This is a genomic window from Mycoplasmopsis verecunda (genome assembly GCF_033546915.1).
Classification (GTDB): Bacteria; Bacillota_I; Bacilli_A; order Mycoplasmatales; family Metamycoplasmataceae; genus Mycoplasmopsis; species Mycoplasmopsis verecunda.
In genome coordinates this window covers 159853-177368 of record NZ_CP137850.1, presented here as the reverse complement: position 1 = coordinate 177368, position 17516 = coordinate 159853, and the positions used below count along the sequence as shown (strand labels likewise).

At 25.7% G+C, this 17516-nt stretch carries 20 protein-coding genes; 17 read left to right on the top strand and 3 right to left on the bottom strand.

Features of this window, described 5'->3' with window-relative positions; genetic code table 4:
• Positions 1–127: 127 nt before the first annotated feature.
• On the bottom strand, positions 128–499 hold the full coding sequence (gene rplL, locus SAM46_RS00875; protein ID WP_078746881.1) for a 50S ribosomal protein L7/L12: 372 nt from the start codon (positions 497–499) through the stop codon (positions 128–130).
• 34 nt (positions 500–533) lie between these two features.
• The gene (rplJ, locus tag SAM46_RS00870) at positions 534–1031 is read right to left on the bottom strand and encodes a 50S ribosomal protein L10 (protein WP_078746882.1); all 498 of its coding nucleotides are present in this window, start codon (positions 1029–1031) and stop codon (positions 534–536) included.
• Between the two features lie 431 nt (positions 1032–1462).
• On the opposite strand from rplJ, the gene SAM46_RS00865 reads away from it, so the two are divergent.
• From SAM46_RS00865 to SAM46_RS00800, 14 genes are all read left to right on the top strand, one after another.
• Complete coding sequence (locus SAM46_RS00865) at positions 1463–2467, top strand: hypothetical protein (protein ID WP_143826105.1); 1005 nt, start codon at positions 1463–1465, stop codon at positions 2465–2467.
• A gap of 21 nt (positions 2468–2488) precedes the next feature.
• Positions 2489–2803, top strand: coding sequence for a 4'-phosphopantetheinyl transferase superfamily protein (locus SAM46_RS00860; RefSeq protein WP_078746884.1), 315 nt, complete (start codon positions 2489–2491; stop codon positions 2801–2803).
• Between the two features lie 13 nt (positions 2804–2816).
• Positions 2817–3590 (top strand): lysophospholipid acyltransferase family protein, encoded by a 774-nt coding sequence (locus SAM46_RS00855; RefSeq protein ID WP_159442400.1) that lies wholly within the window; start codon positions 2817–2819, stop codon positions 3588–3590.
• Positions 3574–4338 (top strand): segregation/condensation protein A, encoded by a 765-nt coding sequence (locus tag SAM46_RS00850; RefSeq protein WP_078746886.1) that lies wholly within the window; start codon positions 3574–3576, stop codon positions 4336–4338. The genes SAM46_RS00855 and SAM46_RS00850 overlap by 17 nt, the downstream gene beginning before the upstream one ends.
• Positions 4328–4900: an SMC-Scp complex subunit ScpB gene (gene scpB / locus SAM46_RS00845; RefSeq protein ID WP_078746887.1), complete on the top strand. Its 573-nt coding sequence runs from the start codon at positions 4328–4330 to the stop codon at positions 4898–4900. The genes SAM46_RS00850 and scpB overlap by 11 nt, the downstream gene beginning before the upstream one ends.
• Before the next feature lie 56 nt (positions 4901–4956).
• Positions 4957–5832, top strand: a complete 876-nt coding sequence (locus SAM46_RS00840) for an RluA family pseudouridine synthase (protein WP_078746888.1) — start codon at positions 4957–4959, stop codon at positions 5830–5832.
• Positions 5833–5840: 8 nt separating this feature from the next.
• Positions 5841–6143 (top strand): Asp-tRNA(Asn)/Glu-tRNA(Gln) amidotransferase subunit GatC, encoded by a 303-nt coding sequence (locus SAM46_RS00835; RefSeq protein WP_078746889.1) that lies wholly within the window; start codon positions 5841–5843, stop codon positions 6141–6143.
• On the top strand, positions 6143–7468 hold the full coding sequence (locus SAM46_RS00830; protein ID WP_078746890.1) for an amidase family protein: 1326 nt from the start codon (positions 6143–6145) through the stop codon (positions 7466–7468). Before SAM46_RS00835 ends, SAM46_RS00830 begins: the two co-directional genes overlap by 1 nt.
• Positions 7461–8882: an Asp-tRNA(Asn)/Glu-tRNA(Gln) amidotransferase subunit GatB gene (gene gatB / locus SAM46_RS00825; protein ID WP_078746891.1), complete on the top strand. Its 1422-nt coding sequence runs from the start codon at positions 7461–7463 to the stop codon at positions 8880–8882. The genes SAM46_RS00830 and gatB overlap by 8 nt, the downstream gene beginning before the upstream one ends.
• On the top strand, positions 8866–9939 hold the full coding sequence (locus SAM46_RS00820) for a YhjD/YihY/BrkB family envelope integrity protein (RefSeq protein ID WP_078746892.1): 1074 nt from the start codon (positions 8866–8868) through the stop codon (positions 9937–9939). Before gatB ends, SAM46_RS00820 begins: the two co-directional genes overlap by 17 nt.
• A gap of 443 nt (positions 9940–10382) precedes the next feature.
• Positions 10383–10886 (top strand): MAG0490 family ComEA-like DNA-binding protein, encoded by a 504-nt coding sequence (locus SAM46_RS00815; RefSeq protein ID WP_404824649.1) that lies wholly within the window; start codon positions 10383–10385, stop codon positions 10884–10886.
• A 182-nt stretch (positions 10887–11068) separates the two neighbouring features.
• Positions 11069–12205, top strand: coding sequence for a ComEC/Rec2 family competence protein (locus tag SAM46_RS00810; protein WP_159442401.1), 1137 nt, complete (start codon positions 11069–11071; stop codon positions 12203–12205).
• A gap of 7 nt (positions 12206–12212) precedes the next feature.
• On the top strand, positions 12213–13151 hold the full coding sequence (gene holA, locus SAM46_RS00805) for a DNA polymerase III subunit delta (RefSeq protein ID WP_078746895.1): 939 nt from the start codon (positions 12213–12215) through the stop codon (positions 13149–13151).
• A 52-nt stretch (positions 13152–13203) separates the two neighbouring features.
• Positions 13204–14352, top strand: coding sequence for a hypothetical protein (locus SAM46_RS00800; RefSeq protein ID WP_078746896.1), 1149 nt, complete (start codon positions 13204–13206; stop codon positions 14350–14352).
• A gap of 16 nt (positions 14353–14368) precedes the next feature.
• On the opposite strand, the gene SAM46_RS00795 is transcribed toward SAM46_RS00800, so the two are convergent.
• The gene (locus tag SAM46_RS00795; RefSeq protein ID WP_404824653.1) at positions 14369–15298 is read right to left on the bottom strand and encodes a nucleotidyltransferase; all 930 of its coding nucleotides are present in this window, start codon (positions 15296–15298) and stop codon (positions 14369–14371) included.
• Between the two features lie 146 nt (positions 15299–15444).
• On the opposite strand from SAM46_RS00795, the gene rpmF reads away from it, so the two are divergent.
• The 3 genes from rpmF (at position 15445) to ruvB (ending at position 17293) form a co-directional block, all read left to right on the top strand.
• Positions 15445–15645: a 50S ribosomal protein L32 gene (gene rpmF / locus SAM46_RS00790; protein WP_078746898.1), complete on the top strand. Its 201-nt coding sequence runs from the start codon at positions 15445–15447 to the stop codon at positions 15643–15645.
• Between the two features lie 120 nt (positions 15646–15765).
• Entirely contained in the window at positions 15766–16365 is a 600-nt protein-coding gene (gene ruvA, locus SAM46_RS00785) for a Holliday junction branch migration protein RuvA (protein WP_078746899.1), read from the top strand.
• A complete protein-coding gene (gene ruvB, locus SAM46_RS00780) occupies positions 16340–17293 on the top strand; it encodes a Holliday junction branch migration DNA helicase RuvB (protein ID WP_078746900.1) in 954 nt (317 codons plus the stop codon). The genes ruvA and ruvB overlap by 26 nt, the downstream gene beginning before the upstream one ends.
• Positions 17294–17516: the final 223 nt, after the last annotated feature.

Here is a 17516-nt window from a genome sequence, read left to right as displayed (position 1 = left end):
TTCGTTTTTTATTCCGTTATAACTTGGAAACTCAGGAGTGCCGTGTCTAGTGGTTTTTTATATATTTTTGCAAAATAAAAGTAGCTTTTTCAGCTACCTATTTTTATTATTTTAATGAAATAAGAAATTATTCAACTGTAACTTCAGCACCAGCTTCAACAAGAGCAGCTTTGATTTGTTCTGCTTCTTCTGGTTTAATGTTTTCTTTAATAACAGCAGGTAATGCATCAACAAGTTTTTTAGCATCCATTAATGGTAATCCAAGTAAGTCTTTAACTACTTTGATAATAGCAACTTTTTTACCATTGTCAGCTTTTAAAACAACTTTAACGCTTGATTTTTCTTCGTTTCCACCTTCAGCTGGAGCAGCAGCAACAGCAACAGCAGCCATAGGATCGATTCCAAATTCTTCTTTCATTGCTTCTACAAGTTCCATAACTTCTTTAATTGACATTTCTTTTAATGATTCAATAAATAATTCTTTTGTTAATTTAGCCATAATATATTTTCCTTTCTAAATTTTTATATATTAATTATTCTGATTTACCTTCACTTACTAATTTAAGTGATAATGAAATTTGTTGTAATGGTGCCATCATTGAACGAGCAAGGATTCCAAGAGCTTCTTCATATGTAGGAAGAGTAGCAACTTCTTTAACACCTTTAGAATCGATAACTTTACCTTCAAAAGTCCCGGCTTTAATTACCATTAATTTATGTAATTTAGCAAATTTAGCTAATAATTTTGCTGCTGACATATCATCATTGTTTGAAAATGCAAAGATGTTAGGTCCTACTAAATATTCAGCTAATTCACCAAATCCTGTTTCGCTTGCCGCAAGTTTAAATAAACGATTTTTGTAAACTTTAATATCTACACCAAGTTTTTTTGCTTCATTTCTGAATTCTTCTAATTCTGAAACTGTTAAACCACGGTATTCAGCAAAAGCAACAGCTTGTGAACTTTTAATTTTGTCAACGATCTCTAAAACAACTTCTTTTTTAGCTGCTTTTAATTTTGATTCTGACATATTTTGCCCCCTTTCAAAATTTATTGCAATACAATTGAATATACAAGTATACACTCGGTAACCATAAATTAAGCTTTATAAGCAGTTACTGTCTTTATGTATTGCTGATTAATTATAATATAAATTAGCTGAATTTCATAAAGATTTTTAAATCCAATTATCTTTATAAAAAAAATTTTAAAAATTTATTAAAAGCACTATAATATAGTACTAATTTTTTTATTGAGGTAATTGTGAAAAAATTTTTGAATACAAATATATACTGAAAAAATATTTTATTAGACACTAAATACACAGAAACTATTATATTAAATAGATGTAAATTGCTTGACTTTAATAAAGATTTAAATTTTAGTAATAAGATCAAAAATGAGGTTTTTGAGTTTAATCATGTAGACATTTTGAATAATGAATTAGTTCGAAATAAAATTTTGGTCAATTTTAATGATGGCGAAATTTCGTGATTAAATGATTTATTTTTTATTTTATGTCAAGAGAACAACATTAATTCGAATTATGATATTAGCAAAGTAACGATTAGTAATCATTTGAAAAATAAATTATCACTTAATTATCAACAGAATGAGTCACCATTAGCTTTTTTGATTCCACCAAACAATAGCATTTATACAAGAAATAATTATTTTGTATGTGATAACTATATTCTTAATGATATTAGCTCTATAAGAAATATTAATATTAAAAATAAAATTATTTTAGGTAAATATACTGATATTAAATTATTAGATGTAGAAAATGAAACTACAACTTTAGTACTTATTTTAGATAACATTGAACAATTATCTTCAAATTCAAAATCATTACAGAATAAACTAATTAGAAAATTCAAGAACTCATTTTCAAAACTTCAAAATTTCAAATGATATCATTTATCAGATATTTATATTAATGGCAGTCATTATTATTTATATTGTTTATATGTTGGCGATGTATATACATTAAGATTTAATCAAGCGATGCATTATGATGAGCTATACAAAATAAGCAATATTAAGGAATTAAATCACTTTATAAGTGATAACTCATTTGTTTTTATTTTGCTTAATAAGCAAATAAATTCCTCCATATATAATTTGTTAAAAATAAACTATCATGATTATTTAATGTACATTCACCTATTTAACTATTTTGAATATATTGTAAAAGCAAATTTTTCTAATTTAAACAAGAATCAAAAAGTATTTATTTTTGATAGTTTAAGTGTTATACATACAGTAATCTGCTATTTATACAAAATAGTTAATGATAATTTAAAAATTTCATTAGAACAATGATTTTCTTATCTGAAATTTAATGAAAATATCGAAAATAAAATTACTTTGCAAACTCAATTAGATAATACAGATAATTATAACTTTAAAAATTGAAAAAATATTCAGGCTGCTCTTTCACAAATAATAAAAAATATTAAATAAATTTAATATAATTATCACACTATGATTTCTATAGGTGTTGATATTACAAACATTTCTCGATTTTATAATAAGTCGCAAAACTTTATTATGCGAGCTTTATCTCCAAGCGAGATAAGTGAACTTAATAAACTTTCTGACAATTATCAGCGTGCAAAGTTCCTAGCTCGTTCTTGAGCAATAAAAGAAGCTATATTTAAAGCCGATAATACATATATAAACTTTAGCAAAATAAACTTGCAAAAAGATCCTACAACACACCTATGAAAATTCAAAGATTTTTTAATTTCGATTAGCTATGCTGATGATTATGTTATCGCATTCGTTCAAAAAAATTAAAGAAAGGCAAATTATGAAAAAACATGCAATTGACATTAGATTCAAGAGAGTTCTACTAGCTCCTATTTGATTTCTTCGTTGACTTAAAATTAAATTAAAGTTTAGAAAATTTAAAAAAGATCCAGATCAATTCTCCGCTATTGATCGTTACAACTATTTACTTAAATTAAGCAAAAAAATCTTAAAGATTTACAATGTGGATGTTGTAGTAAAAGGTTATGATAATGTTTTAACATCAGGTAATGTTATTTTTACCCCAAATCATAAATCATTATTTGACCCACTTGTATTAATGGTGGCTTTAGAAAATCCAGCATTCGAACAAAATTCAAAATTAATGATACCTACATTTATTGCAAAAAAAGAAATAAGCGAATCGAAATGATTAAATGCACCCGTTTCATTATTAGATACATTTTATGTTGATAGAAAAAGTGTTAAACAAAGTCTTAAAGAAATGACTAAGTTTGCTGACTTTATCAAAGAAAATAAAACATATGGTGTTATCTTTCCAGAAGGAACTAGAGTTACAGATGAAACATTAGGACATTTTGTTTCTGGACCATTTTGATTAGCACAGAAGAAATATTTAGCAATACAACCAGTTGTTATTAAAAATACTTTAAATGCAATGGATGCTAAAAGAAAAGGAAGATTAACAGTTGAAGTTGAATTTCTTCCGGCTTTAAAACCTAATACATTTTTAACACAAGAATCATCTAGTCTAGCTTCTCATGTTCATTCATTAATTAAAAATGAGGTAGAAAAAGATGGCGATCAAAACTAATTCATATTATAGTGAATATACATTTCAATTGCAAGATTTTGATGGACCACTTGATTTATTGCTTTCTTTAATTAAAGATAAAAAGATTGATATTTTTGATATCAACTTAGTTGAACTAGCTGATCAATATTTAAAAATCATTAATCAACTTAAAGAAAGTGAAATTGATATTGCTGGTGATTATTTAGTAATGGCTGCTACATTACTTAAAATCAAAGCATCATTAGTTCTTCAAGAGCCTAATGAAGAAGAACCTGCTGAAGTAGTTGAAGAGAAAAAGAAATTGATTCAACAATTAGTTGAATATCAACAATTTAAAGAAATCAAAGAAGCATTAAAAACATTTGAATCTGATCGTGAAGACATTTTTATTAAAGCTCCTTCAAATGTTGATGATTTTATAGTCGATACAAATGATACAAGATTAGATGGGCATTCAAATCCAGTTAAATTAATCGCTGTTCTTCGTAAAATGTTTGAAAGAGTTTATGCTCAGCAACTTCGTAGCACAAAACTTGAAACATTTAATCTTTCACCATCTGATCAATTTCCTTTTATTAAAAAATTATTAAAAGAACATGAAGTTCTTACATTCGAAATGGTATTTACACAACCAAGCATAAAACATTTCGTTGTAACTTTACTTGCTGTTTTAGTACTTGCAAAACAACAAATTCTTATAATTGAACAAGATGAAGAATTTGGTGATATTAGAATTAAGAGAGGAGAGCTTTACGATGAAAAATAAAATATTGGAAGCTTTATTATACATTCAAGGAGATGATGGTTTAACACTTGAGCAAGTAAAAGATATATTCTCGCTAGCAACAATGGCTGAAGCGAAAAAAGTTATGGCTGATTTTCACAAAGAATTCAATGACCAAGAGCGTGGTTTAAAAGTCGTTAATTTTAACGAAGTATATAAACTAGCAACTAGAGAAACTTTTAAAGATTATATTTCTAAAATGGTTTCTATTGTTAAAAAGCAACGTTTATCAAATGCAGCCATAGAAGTAGCAGGAATTATAGCTTATAAACAACCTATAACACGTAGTCAAATTGCTCAAATTCGAGGAGTAGCCTCTGATCAAGTTGTTAACACCCTACTTGTAAAAGGTGTAATTGAAGAAGTAGGAATTTCTCCAACACCTGGTAATCCTGTTTTATACGGAGTAACAAATAAGTTTTATGATCACTTTAAACTTACAAGTATGCGTGATTTACCTAAATTAAACGAATTCAACTATGTAGAGGGTGTCGAAAACGAAAATAGCGATTTTGATTTATTTTCATCACAACGTGAAGAATAAATTGGCTGAGCCAATTTTTCTTTATAAATAATTTATAATATAAAAATAGGAGTTATATGCTAGAAATTAAAGCAACCAAAAACGATAGTGGTCGTACATTATTTAAATTAGTAACTAAATATTGTTCATCACTGCCATTAAGCAGAATAGAAAAAATCTTTCGAAAAAATGATATTAAGGTAAATAACATTAGAAAAGTACCTAAAAATTATTTAGTTAAAGAAAATGATAATATTCAAATTTATGGAATTTTAGAAAGTGAAGCAAATTTCAAGATTGATTCAGTTCAAAAAATTGCTCAGCAATTTAAAATTCTATATGAAGATGATAATTTACTAATTATTGATAAACCAATCGGTATAGAAGTACATGGTGCAGATAATAGTATTGATAATCAAGTTCTTTCATATTTGAATTTTCAAGCTCAAGATAGTTTTAAACCATCACATATAGGTAGATTAGATAAAGATACAAGTGGGATTATGTTATATGGAAAAAATCATTTCACTGTTTCACAATTAAATGAAAAATCAGATAGCTTAATAAAAAAATATATATTTTGAAGCAATATTAACTTAGATAAATATTCTGAAAAATCACCTTTAAAAGTATCTGTATACATGCTTAAAGATGAAGTAAATAAACGTATGAAAGTTTCACCTAAACAATTACCTAACAGCAAGAATTCTATTACATTATTCTATATGGAAGATGGTAAAAAAATAGCCCAATTATTAACAGGTAGAAAACATCAAATACGTGCAACATTAAAATATTTAGGTTATCCAATTGCGGGTGATAAAAAATACCATGGAACCAATAGCAAAAGACTATACTTGCATTCATATAGTATTAAATTTAAAAATTTAATGGGTGAATTGAAATATTTAAACAATTTAGAAATTATTTCATTACCTAATTTTAAGAAATAGGAGTTTAGATGAAAACAATAGAGAAAGATAAGCTTATTGATATAGTTCAATCGTTAATGCTTCGTCCCGATGAAGATGTACTGGATAAAATACTTAATTCATGACAAGAAATTCAAGATGAACTACAAAAACTAAATAAATTTGATTTAAGTAATATATCTCCAATGGAAAGAATTAATGAACAACTTCATATTGATTTATTAAGAGAAGATGTAGAAGATAATTCATATTCTATAACTCAGTCAGATATATTAAAAAATGCTCCAGCAACCGATGGTGATTTTGTAGCTATAACAAAGGTGGTAGATTAATGCGAACATTTAAACAAAAAGGTAATTATGAATTTGCTTACAACGAAATCGCTAACGATAACAATAATGCAGTAGCTTATTTATATCCTAAATCATTTTATGAAACTAAAAATAAAACCCTAGATAATGTTGTTATTACTATTAAAGACGTTTTCGCTACAAAAGATGCACCCACAAGAGCTTCAAGTTTAATTTTAGAAGGATTTTTGCCTTCATATAATGCAACATCAGTCCAAAAGTTACTCGATGCAAATGTTAGAGTTGTTGCTAAAGTAAATAATGACGAACTTGCTCTTGGCGGAACAGGAACTTTTAGCTCATATGGATTGATTACTAACCCAAAGGACTCATCACGTTATGTTGGAGGTTCTTCTTCTGGGTCTGCCGCTACTATGAGTGCAAATATTGGCTTTGCATTAGGTAGTGATACAGGTGATAGTGTAAGATTGCCGGCTTCTTTTAATGGATTAGTTGGATTTAAGCCTTCTTACGGAGCTATTAGTAGATATGGTATGTTTGCTTATTCTTCTTCATTGGACACAGTTGCTTTCTTCACGCATAATGTTAATGATGCAATTATAGCTGCACAAGTTATGTATGGTGTGGATAATAAAGACATGACATCAGTTCCAGTTGATATTCATCAACCTGAAAAACAAAAACCTAAAAAAGTAGGATATTTGGATTTTTCTCAATTTCTAAAACCATATATGCAGGATTCAATGAATCAATTTATTAAAAAAATGCTACTTGAAGGTATTGAAGTTGAAACAATAACTCCTGATTTAGATATTTTAAACACAATTAATATTGTTTATCGTGTTATTAGTTTCTCGGAAGCTAGCTCAAATTTAGCTAATTTAACGGGTGTGGGATTTGGCAATCGTGTTGAAGCTAATTCATGAGAAGAAATTATGCTAAATACCAGATCGCAAAAGTTTGGTAAAATGGTGCAAGAACGCCTTGCATTAGGAAGTTATTTCTTATATACTGAAAATCAAGAAGAGATATTTGTTAAGGCACAAAAAATGCGTAGAGTTATTAAAGAATATATGCAATCACTACATGATAAATATGATTGCTTAATACTGCCTGCATATTCTGGAATAGCTCCTAAATTTAGTGATGATACAACATCAAATGGGATTATGAATTTTATACTTACTGGAGCTAATTTAACGGGTAATCCTTCTATAACAATTCCATTAGATACATATGAAAATATGCCTTATAGTTTTGCTTTAGAAACTTCATTATATAATGATGAAAAATTATTAGGATATGCGGAATATTTAGAAGAGTTAAGAGGTAAAATCAATGGATAATTTTGAAGTAATTATTGGTATTGAAATCCATGTTGAGTTAAAAACAAAAACCAAAATGTTTTCTCCTGCAGGAATTGATTTTAATGCTCAGCCAAATACAAAAGCTAACCAAATTGATTTGGCATATCCTGGAACTTTACCGCAAGTTAATAAACAAGCTGTTAAATTTGGTGTTGCTTTAGCTAAAGCATTTAATATGAAAATTGATGATGAATTACATTTTGATAGAAAAAATTATTTTTACCCTGACTTACCAAAGGGATATCAAATTACACAATTCTATAGACCAATTGGTAAAAACGGAAAGTTAGAAATTCCGACAAGTTCTGGAGATAAAATTATTGACATTGAGCGGATTCACTTAGAAGAAGATACCGCAAGACAGCATCATGATGATACGGGTACAAAACTAGACTATAATAGAGCAGGAATTCCATTAATTGAAATTGTTACATATCCAGTTATCCGCACAGCTGAACAGGCTGCAAATTATGTGGATATGGTTAAGAAAACTGTTTTAGCTTTAGAAATTTCTGAAGGTAAATTAGAACAAGGTTCTTTAAGAGCCGATATTAATATTTCACTTAGACCTGTTGGAGTTGATACATTTGGTACAAAAGTAGAAATAAAGAATATGAACTCAACTTCTAACATTAAAAAAGCTATAGAATATGAGATAAAATTACAAAGAGAAAAATTATTTAAAGGTGAAGAAATATTACAACAAACTAAAAGATTTGATGATAGCACAAATCAGACTGTTGTAATGCGTACTAAAACCGGGACAACCGATTATAAATATTTTGCTGACCCTAATATCCCTATTATTAAGCTATCTAAAGAATTTATCGATAGTGTTACTATAAATGAATTACCAAAAGAAAAATTATTAAGATATCAAAGTTATGGTATACAAAATATTTATGTTCAAAGTTTAATTGATGATTATGAATTAAGTAAATACTTTGATTCAATTTCTTATCCTGATAAAGATAAATTATCAAAAGTTTTCTTTGCCGAAATTGTTTCTTTATCAAATTCAAAAGGTATACATCCTACAGAATTAAATATTAAACCAGAACATATTTCTCAAGCATTAAATTTACTTGAAAAAGAAATTATTTCAGGTAAATCACTTAAAAAACTTATTCCTTTATTATCAAATTACAATGGTGAATTAGAACCATTATTAGAACAACATAATTTAAAACAAATTACTGATGTTAATCTAATTAAAAATTACATTAATGCAATTATCGAGAAAAATAAAGATATGCTATTAGAATACCCTTCTCGTCCTGAAAGAGTAATTAAATTTATTTTAGGTGCATTAATGAAAGAAACTGGTGGTCAAGTTAGTCCAGTATTATCTAATCAAATAGTGGTTGATACATTAAATGAAATGACAAAATAAAAATGTTAATTTTTACACAAAATTAACTAAAAGCAGATATAAAAATCGTGATATTAAGAAATTCGCACACCAAAACTTAATTCTTCCTGATCGATTCGCTATCTTTTTAGTTATTTATGAATTTCTGATAAAAAGAGTTTTAATAACATTTTTTGCAAAACTTTTACTCAGAGCTAAGAACGAAAGTGAAAATCGCAAAAGAATTAAGGTTGTTGATAATGTATATAACAATTTCACGAGTAAAGAATATAACTTCATTTGACTTTCCAGTGCGTTCTATTTACTTATTTCCTTTGTACCAGTTATTTATATAGTTTATATATTAAATTTATTCGCAAGTAATATTCCTTGATTTTATGATTTTGTTGGTAAGGATTTTGGTGCTGAATTTTCATCCAGAACTCTTGGTAGATTTTTACCTGGTTCACAATCATATTTATTAAATATAATTAATGATCCAACAGCTACATTTAGCATTAAAGCCATACTTCCTAACTTACTTTTATTCTTGTCTTCATTATATATTTCGAGTACAGGATACGGTAAATTAGTTGCATCATCTAATTATATTTATGAACATTATAAAATGGGTACATATTGAGGAAATAAAATAAAAGGACTATTTCTAGTCCTTATGGTTTCAGTGCTATTTTGAGCATTTGCTACTGCCGATATAATTATCGAGAAAAAAATTAATCATTCAGCCGATTATTGATTAAACATTGTGATTTATTTCATTATTACAACTTTATTTATTTTAAGCTTGTTATTAATGTTATTTAAATTAATCCCATCATTTAAATTAAATTTTAAAAGTATTTATAAAGGAGCAATTTTATCCTCAACGCCGATTATTTTATTAGTATTGCTATTCAACACTTTAAATCAATATTTTAATTATGATAAGTTTGGCGGTGTGGTTGGTTTCTTCTTTACAATTGCTTTCTTTATCAACTGATTTGTTTATTTTATGTTTCTTGGCATTACATTTAATAATGCTTATTATAAAAACTATATTAGTACTAGAACCATTAACAAAAAGCAATGAATATTTTAAAAAATTATTAATACTGTTTACAATTTTAGAAACAGTATTTTTTTATTTTTTTATCCAATAATAATAAAAATACCTTAAAAATAGGCATAAATAATAATCGCCAAAATTTTTAAATAAGTAAAAATAGTGTAATATATATGTGGGACATGAGAATGTCCTGTATACTGCTTAAATAGTAAACTATTTATTATTTTGTACTAAGTTATTGTGCTTAAATTTTATTTTAAGCAAATCATTTATATATACATATTTATTTTTTATTTTACAACTTGTTTTTTATTTCTTATATATCTTAATATATTTTATAAATTCTTACACATCCAGTATTTTATTTTTATACATATAATATACAAAAGGCTCTAGAAATAGAGTCTTTTTTAATACTCCTTTGTAGGTTTTTCCTTTTGAAGTTCATTATTATGCTTTTTATATATATGTAATGTATGTTGAAAAATAAGATCATTTTTTATATATTAGGTGGGTGTATTTCTTGTTCCATAGCTGGGTTTATTTTTTCTCAAAAACTTTTGAATGATACTGTTGATAAAAATTCATCTAATGACGAAAATAGAATCTATACATACAAGCTATATGGTAATGTGTTACATAATAAAATCGAATCAACAACACCACTTTCATACAGAGAATTATTTTATTTGGCACAAGTTAGAAGTGGCTCAAACTTAGAAAACTTTAAACTAGATGAATATGCAGATGACCAGAATTCAATTTATATACCAAGATATGAAGTCGCGCTTTATTGAAATGAAATTAAATCAGCACAGGATTTTGTATCCTTTGGAATTGATAAAAAATATGCCAAAATTCTATATTCTTACTACTTAAAAAATAAGGGTAATCATGTGACATGAAATGATATTGAATCTATAAAAGGTATTGGGCAGAAAACATTCCTAAAGTTAAAAAACTTTTTAATTTTAGAATAATGTGGCTAAATTGTTTCTTAGTTATCTCTTTATTTAGTTTAATGATATACAGCAATGATGTACTATACTTAATCCCCATAATGCTATTAAGTGTCTATATTTGTTTAATTAACATAAAGTTTCTATGATTGTTATGATTAATATTGTTTATTTATTTTTTATTTACATACTTACACCATTTTATGTCAACAGATATATGATATGAAGGAAAAGAAATTAATGGAAAATTCACAGTCATAGATATAAAACCTAAAAGTATATATTTACAAGATATTTTTCAAAGAAGAATTGTTTTATGAAAAAGCGAAATTAATGAGGAACTTACTTTATATCAAAAAATAGATGTCCAAGGACATTTAAGAGCTTTGAAATACTTAAATAATAAATATTATTTATCTCATAATATTCATTATGCTATAACACCTATTAATTTAAATGTGTTAAATAGCAGTTGAAATTTTAGAAATATCTTTTTTACATTTTATACAAGTAATTATAATGGTGAATATAATAATATGATTATTCCATTAATTTTTGGTTTTTCTAATGGTACAAATTCAGAATTATTTGATAGTTTAAAAGAAATGGGGACGGTTCATTTAATTATTGTAAGTGGATTACACTTTACAACTGTATATGGATTAATAAGAGCTATAACATATAAGTTTGATAAAAAATATATATTGTGTACTATTTTGATAACAATCTATTTCTTCTTTGTAAAAAGTTCAATTTCCGTTTTTAGAGCTTATTTCTTTTTGTTAGGAAAACAGATTATTTCGCATCGAAAGTTAAAAAATAAAATTTCAATGTATCAAATATTATTTTGAATCTCAACACTATATTTATTAATATATCCAGCCGCAACTTTATCACTAGGTTATTGGTTATCATACATATTAACATATTCAATTGTTATATACAACAATAAAGTAGATCAAAGTGATTACGGTAAGAAATTATCAGTCTGGCAAAAACTGTGAAAGATATTATCATTATTTACTTTTGCATGACTTATATCATCAGGAATAATAATTCTTAATTATCAAAAAGTTAGTTTACTGAGTTTCGCTTATATTCTTGTGCTTACCCCAATATTTGAATTTCTTATTATTTTCTTTATATTATTTTTTCCTTTTTACTTCATTGTATTACCTGTTTCGAACACAATATATAAACTAATATTTTTATTACACAGTATTAATCTAACTTATGATATTATCTACAATAAATGATGAAACTTAATTTATGTAATTGACTACTTGATAGTTGTAAAATATTCTCTAAATTATAAGTTTTTACCATTAAGAAAAGTATAATTAAACTATGATATTAATTACAGGTAATAACGAATATGCCGTTAAAAAGCAAGTAGATATATATAAAGCTAAATACGATGATGATTTTGTATATCAATTAGATCAAAACACAAGCGATTTCATTGAAACGTTAGAAAATATTTTAAATTCACAATCTTTATTTCAAGCAAATAAATTAATTGTAATCGATAATAATAAATTTTATAAAGATAAAGCAATACTAAAAAAATACAAAATCGATATTGAAACAATATGTCAATGATTAAATGAGTCAAAATATGAAATTATTTTGATCTTAAATGAGATGCAAACTGCTGAAAAAAACTTCTTAAAATTATTAAAAATTACTCAAAAATTTGATTTCAATACATACTCAGAGAAAGACTTAGATAATTGAGTATTGCACCAAGCGAAATCATATGGTTTGAACATAAAATATAATGATATGTTGCATTTATCATCAAAACTTCCTAAGAATCAAAATATTATTGATAATGAATTACAAAAGCTTTCCTTACTAGGTGAACCAATTAATTCAGAATTAATTGATTCATTTATACCTCAATATCCAATTGATGATCCATTTTATTTCTCGAATTCATTATCTAATAATAATCTTTATGATATTTATAAAAAATATAAGTTATTACTTGAGCAAGGCGAAGATATCAATAAATTAATTTATATGATTACAAACACAATTATTTTGATTAATAGATACTATAAATATCGTAAGGTAATTTTAAATAGAAGTGATTTAGCAAATAAACTAAATATTACCGAAAAGCGTCTATATGTAGTTGAAAAAATAGCAAGAAATTATCAAGAGCAAAACATTAATATCATGATTAATGAATTAGCTGCATTAGATGAACAAATTAAATTCATGGGGGTAAGTTCAAATGATTTATTCGAAACGTTCTTGGCTAAAAACTTCGGAAAATAACCCTAATTCTTTTATATTTCTTGACAGCAAAATCTTGCGAAATAACGATTTAATGATTTCTGTAAAATATTACGAAAGCATCTTAAAAAAATTAGAAGAAGTTAAAGCATTTAATTATAAAATAACAATTATTATTCCAGATTTATATTATTTCTATAACTATCATTTAATGTTGCTTGATGAAGAAAATGAGAATCTTGCTAAGAAAAGAATTAAAAATCTTCATCTTTTTCTTCAAAGGGCTTCAAAACTAAATGCAAATTTTCATTTTACACTTGATTTTCATAATATTGCTTCTTTTTCAGATGTTTTATCAAGAATTGATATAGAAAATTTAGAAGAAAAAACTGATCTTAATAATAACACTTCTATTAAGTATAACGACTTATTATATACACAAGTAATCAAAATCAAAAAAGATGCCGATAACGAACTATATCAACATATTGAAAAAATTTATCGTAAATTAAATTCATATATTCCGGTTGATGGATTTATGATTAAAAATCTAGCAGACTTTTGTTTGAATAAACAAAATCAGGTTCAAAAAGATGATTATGTGTTTTTAAATGAAACTTTTTATTTAATACAAAAAAACTTGAATATTAATATTAGTTTATACGAAAAGCTGAATGCTAATGCTTTATTTTTGAAAAAACATCTATCTAAAATTAATATATTTACTAAAGTACTAATTAACCCAGAATTTAGCAAAATTATTAAAAATATTGAGAAGTTATTATCAAAAAAACTTTGCCTGGTTTTTGATCCTAATAAATTCCTTGCTAATGAAACCGGTTCATTTTCGTATAAAGACATTCAAATGAGAATAATTCTAGAAATATTAGCTATTTCATCTCCTAATTTTGCTTATTATTATGCTTATAAAATAGATATTGAACAATGAAAAACTACATTCTTTGATTACTTATTATTACAAGAAAATATTAATAACTATTTTATATCTACTTTATACAAACGAAATGATATATTAAAATATAGTACTAATAGTCAAGAATCAGTAAATATACACACTATAGGTATTTTTAATGTCTTATATAATAAGATAACTATAGGACAAAATCAATTCAAATTTACTTTTAGATATCAAACTATTCACAATCAATTAAGTTTATTTAATAAATTTAAAAAACATGCTAAACCTTATGAAATAAAATGAATTAAAGTAAACGAAAAGTAGAGAATAATGATCTCTACTATTTTTTAATTCTTAATAAAACATTTAAATAACAACGTTGTATACGACTTCGGGTATATCTTTTTGATACACAAGCTTCAATAAAATCAACATAATTATTATTCAATAAAACTTGTTTTTTGAATAAGTTTTCTATTCCTTCATCAATCAACTTAAATTGAGCTATTTTCTTTGCTGTTGTTCTTTTTACATATGAAGCAAATTTAGCATATGTATAAGCTATATCTCTTTTTTTATTGTATTTTATCTTCATTGGGCTGTATTGAGATATATCTTGATTTTGTTTTAACATTTCTCTGAGTTTTGTTGCACTAGCGAATTCATCTAAAACATCATTACTATGGAATGCAATCGTTCTTTGAATTGATATCGGTGTAATATTAAAATCATTATCAATAATTGTTTTGATATATTCCAATCCCAGAATATCATTAGGCATTTGAATATCTTCATTAAGTAGTTCTTTAATAGCTAAATTACTTGCTTTTGGAAAGCTATTTGCACCTTTTTTCATATATTGACGAATTAATTTATGATATAGCTCATTATTTTCTTTTATTGTTCTAGCTATTTTTACAAATAATTCAACATTATTTGTCTCTGAGCCAAATACTAAATAATCAATTTTATGTTTGTTTAATAAATTAACTCCTGCTTGAGCGAAAATGTGAGCAGCTTGAATTACATCCTTATCATTTAATTTAATTACTTTATTTACACCATAGGCTTTTGCTATCTTTTTACGTTGATAATAACTTGCACAAGTTATTTCACCTCTTTGAGTGTATTTATTTGACATAGCAACAATAATATAAGCATTAGGTATATGCTTTTTGATTCAATTAATTTGATAAATATGTCCATTATGAAAAGGATTATATTCAGCAATAATTCCAACTACTTTTTTCTTATATTTTTTCACAAATAAATTATAATTAAGTTAAATTTTTAAAGTATGATATTTTTGAAAAAAATAACTAGTTTTTTATTTATTAAAATATTTTTATTTTTTAATTTTTATATTATAATAAATTAGCTTATTAATTAAACACATATACTTCAAAGGGGGTAAAAATGGCTATTGTTCCAAAACGTAAAACATCTAAACAACGTAAACACAAAAGAAACAGTCACTCAGCTTTAGATACACCTAACCTTGTTTCATGCACTAACTGCAGCAAGAAAATTGAGCAACATGTTTTATGTAAATTTTGTGGATTTTACAAGGGTAAAAAAATTGAAGGCTATGTTGCACTTAATGATAGAAACAACTAATAATTGTTTTTATGTTCACAAATAATAATCACAAGCACTGGAAAAAGTGCTTTTTTTTATTTTTTAAGTTCTTTTTATCACTTTTACAATATATAAATTGAGGGATTGTTGAAAGGTAATATGAAATTATATATTATAGGTGAAATAGTTTATAAAAACAAAAACAATGTGATATTAGAATCTCATGGGGAGGGCTACTTATTAAATGTTGCTGAAGAATCACGATATGAAGTTGGGCAAAAAATAAAAATGTATCTATATGAACATCGTACTGAATATAGTGAATGTACATATGGATTCAAAGATTTTAAAGAAAGACTTTTATTCATTGATTTATTATCAATTGAAAAAATTGGTCCAAAAATTGCAATGACAATTCTTGATAAAGGATGAGAATATATAGCTAGATTAATAGCTGATGATAAATATCAAGAATTATCTACAATTCAATTTGTAACAGAAAAAATGGCTAATATTATTTGTGTTCAATTATCAGATAAATGAGCCAAAATAATTAATAATGCTGATAATAAGCGAGCCGAGAAATCACAAATGCGTGATGAGTTAAATCGAACATTACAACAATTAGGATTTCAAAAATCTCAAATAGATCTCGCTATGAAAAAAGTTCGCCCAAAAGATAAATTAGATGACATGATTGAAGAAAGCATTAAAATCATAGCAAACGAGACTCATGAATTATCTAGACTTGAGGCCTAATAAATTTAATGAATTTATAGGTCAACATAAATTAGTTAAAACACTTCAAGCTATGATGCGAAGTGCTAAAATACAAAATAAAGTTCTTGATCATATATTATTATATGGTGCACCCGGAATGGGAAAAACTACATTAGCTTCTTTAATCGCAAAAGAAAATCAATCCCGTATTCATTATATACAAGGAGCTAATATAGAAAAGAAATCTGATTTAATCAGCGTTTTATCTATAATTAATGAAAATGATGTTATTTTTATAGATGAAATACATAGCATTAACAAAAATGTTGTAGAACTGCTTTATAGTGCAATGGAAGATTTTGTTTTTGATTTAATTATTGGTGTAGATGGTAATTCTAGAGCAATCAGAATGCATATTAAACCATTTACTTTAATAGCTGCTACTACTAAATTAAATGAATTAACTCAACCATTAAAAGACCGTTTTGGTTTTATTGGAAGAATCGTTAATTACACTAATGAAGATATTTTCAAAATATTAAATATTTCTAGAAATAAATTAAACATAGATGTTAATGATGAAATATTAAATATAATTGCTTCTTACTCAAGAAGTACTCCTAGATTAGCTAATCACTTACTTGAAAGAGTTAATGATTTCTCTCTAGCTCATAATGATGGAAAAATTACCCAACGAATAGTAAAGAAAACCTTTAAATATCTAGATTTGTATGAATACGGATTAACTAAAGATCATATTGAATATCTAGAAATTTTAAAAGATGGCTTCGAAGAAAAATACGTGTCTCTAGATACCATTTCTGGCTTAGTGATGCATAATAAGGAAACTATTGTTAATGAAATAGAACCATCTTTATTACTATATCGATTAGTGGAAAAAACATCAAAAGGAAGGAGAATAACTTCAGAAGGAATAGATTATTTAATTAGACAAAATTTAGCTTAAAAGGATTCTGCTATCAGAGTTCTTTTTTTATTTTGATTTTATAATAGCTTTCAGAAAAGGACCTTATTATAATATTTTAACGACCACATTTATCGATTAAAACTTCCTAACAAAATGAATGAAACTATTGGAGACGAGTTTATTAAAGCACATAAAATTACAGTTGAAAAATAACAACACCCTATTTAAGAGTGTTGAGAGTGGTAAGAAGTTCCTTCCGTGT